This window comes from Halomonas sp. (assembly GCF_031581305.1).
In the GTDB taxonomy this organism is placed as follows: domain Bacteria; phylum Pseudomonadota; class Gammaproteobacteria; order Pseudomonadales; family Halomonadaceae; genus Halomonas.
Genome location: NZ_JAVLBC010000304.1, coordinates 306 through 2,278, shown reverse-complemented (window position 1 = coordinate 2,278; position 1,973 = coordinate 306). Strand labels below are relative to the sequence as shown.

Annotated in this window: 4 protein-coding genes; all 4 read right to left on the bottom strand. The window is 63.9% G+C overall.

Translation table 11 applies throughout. The annotated features are described in order from the left end of the window. Nucleotides 1-303 (bottom strand): flagellar hook-basal body complex protein (locus tag RI841_RS16080; protein ID WP_310706638.1); only part of this gene is annotated, 303 nt, incomplete at its 3' end. A 31-nt stretch (nucleotides 304-334) separates the two neighbouring features. Further along, nucleotides 335-1,033, bottom strand: coding sequence for a flagellar hook assembly protein FlgD (locus RI841_RS16075; RefSeq protein ID WP_310706637.1), 699 nt, complete (start codon nucleotides 1,031-1,033; stop codon nucleotides 335-337). A gap of 4 nt (nucleotides 1,034-1,037) precedes the next feature. Beyond that, nucleotides 1,038-1,454 (bottom strand): flagellar basal body rod protein FlgC, encoded by a 417-nt coding sequence (flgC, locus tag RI841_RS16070; RefSeq protein WP_310706636.1) that lies wholly within the window; start codon nucleotides 1,452-1,454, stop codon nucleotides 1,038-1,040. Between the two features lie 15 nt (nucleotides 1,455-1,469). Then, nucleotides 1,470-1,880 (bottom strand): flagellar basal body rod protein FlgB, encoded by a 411-nt coding sequence (gene flgB, locus RI841_RS16065; RefSeq protein ID WP_310706635.1) that lies wholly within the window; start codon nucleotides 1,878-1,880, stop codon nucleotides 1,470-1,472. Between the last annotated feature and the right edge of the window lie 93 nt (nucleotides 1,881-1,973).

Below are 1,973 nucleotides of genomic sequence, written 5' to 3'. Positions count from 1 at the left end.
CTGGCCGTTGCGCGAGAAGACCGCTTCGCCGCCGGAGCTCTCCAGGCGATAGAAGCCCTCACCGGCCACCGCCAGGTCCAGGTTGCGGCCGGAGTTCTCGAGATCCCCCGAAGTAAAGTCCTGGGTAATGGCGGCCACGCTGGTGCCCAGGCCCACCTTGCTGCTGGCGCCAGCGAAGACGTCGGCAAAGACTGCGCTGCCACTCTTGAAGCCGACGGTCTGGGAGTTGGAGATATTGTTGCCGATCACCTTGAGGTTCTCGGACTGGGCGGACAGGCCGCTAAGGGCTTGAGAGAAGCTCATGACGTTGGTTCCCCGCTGTTGAAATGCGTTATCAAAGGATCTGCTTGATCTCTGCCAAGCTGGCCTGGCCATGTATGGCACCCAGGTCAACCCTGACCCTGCCGTTCTCGTCGGCGGGCGTCACCGCGTTGACCTGGGCGTAGTTCAGGGTCGAGGCCGGCAGGCCGTCATCGCCCCGGGTGGCCTCGACGCTGACGCGATAGGCCCCATCCTGGGCCAGGTTGCCCTGATCGGTGTCCCCCTCCCACAGGAAGGAGGAGACGCCGGCATCCACGGCGCCGAGGTCATAGCGACGCACCACCTGTCCCGCGCCGTCGGTAATGGTGGCCGTGACGTTGTCGGCCGGCTCATCCAGTTCGACGCCGAAGGGCGTGGCGTTCACCTTGCCCTCACCGTCACGCCCCACCAACACCCGATCCCCCGGCACCAGCACCCCTTGACCGATCAGGCCGGCCGCCTCGAGGGCCTGTCCCTCATCGATCTGGGAGCCGATGCTCTCAAGCGTCTCGTTGAGTTCCTGGATGCCGCTCAGGGTGTTGATCTGGGCCAGCTGGGAGACCATCTCCTGGTTCTCCATGGGCTTGAGCGGGTCCTGATTCTGCAGCTGGGTGATCATCATGGTCATGAAGTTTTCACTCAGCGCCTCGGCCGAGTTGTCGCCCTTGCCGCCCGCCAGACCGGAGGCGCCGCCAAGGGCATTGAGCGCATTACTGTCGATCGTGTTGCTCACGGCCTTACCCCTCTCCCAGCGTCAGCGTCTTGAGCATCAGCTGCTTGTTGGTATTCATTACCTCGACGTTGGCCTGATAGGAGCGCGAGGCCGAGATCATGTTGACCATCTCGCCCACTGGGTCGACGTTGGGCATGGTGACGTAACCCTCCTCGTCGGCCAGCGGATGCTCGGGACGGTACGCCATGCGCATCGGCGAGGGGTCTTCCACCACCTCGCGCACGCCGACGCCGCCGACGCCGCCGACGCCCTCGCGCGACTGGGCACGGGTCTCGAACATCACCTGCTTGGCGCGATATGCCTCACCGTCAGGGCCCGACACGCTGTCGGCATTGGCCAGGTTGCTGGCGGTGACGTTCATGCGCTGTGACTGAGCGCTCATGGCCGAGCCGGAGATAGCGAAGATGGAGAACATCGACATGCGGTCACTCCTTGGTTATTCGGGCTGCATGGCCTTCTTGAGGCCCTGTATGCGGCTGTTGAGGATGGTCAACGCCGCCTGATAACGCACCGAGTTGTCGGCGAACTGAGTGCGCTCGCGGTCCATGTCCACGGTGTTGCCATCGAGGCTCGGCTGGTCAGGCACCCGATAGAGCAGCTCGTGAGAGGCTCCGGGCACCCCCTGGCCCTCGATATGGCGCGCGGACGACCGCGAGAGGGCCAAGCCACCATCACTACTGCCCTGCTTGACGGCTTTCTGCAGCTCGCCGGCAAAGTCCATGTCGCGGGCCTTGTAGCCCGGTGTATCCGCATTGGCGATGTTGCTGGCCAGCACCTTCTGGCGCTCCTGGCGTAGCCCCAGGGCCTGCTGGTGGAAGTTCAAAGAGGCTGCGAGCCGATCGATCATCCCGGCACTCCCCGCAAAAGGTATGAGTCGACGCTGGAGAATAGCCAGGCCCTTGTCATGACAAAGCCTCGAACAGCCGACATTCGGAGTGCC

Coding starts and splice junctions, on each gene's coding strand:
- flgC (WP_310706636.1), bottom strand. CDS start 1,454: ATGTCGATGTTCTCCATCTTCGCTATCTCCGGCTCGGCCATGAGCGCT.
- flgB (WP_310706635.1), bottom strand. CDS start 1,880: ATGATCGATCGGCTCGCAGCCTCTTTGAACTTCCACCAGCAGGCCCTG.